Consider the following 204-nt stretch of genomic DNA (forward strand, 5'->3'; position numbering starts at 1 on the left):
TCGTGAGCACATCCTGCTGTCCCGTCAGGTTGGCGTACCGTACATCGTTGTCTTCCTGAACAAGGCTGACATGGTTGACGACGCTGAGCTGCTGGAACTGGTCGAGATGGAAGTTCGCGATCTGCTGAGCACCTACGACTTCCCGGGCGACGACACTCCGATCATCATCGGTTCCGCTCTGATGGCCCTGAACGGCGAAGACGA

The 204-nt window shown here is 57.8% G+C and carries 1 protein-coding gene; it reads left to right on the forward strand.

Features of this window, described 5'->3' with window-relative positions; translation table 11 throughout:
- Positions 1-204 (forward strand): GTP-binding protein (locus ACJRW5_RS24945; RefSeq protein WP_484573145.1); only part of this gene is annotated, 204 nt, incomplete at both ends.

The organism is Pseudomonas pichavaramensis (assembly GCF_050473265.1).
Lineage (GTDB): Bacteria > Pseudomonadota > Gammaproteobacteria > Pseudomonadales > Pseudomonadaceae > Aquipseudomonas.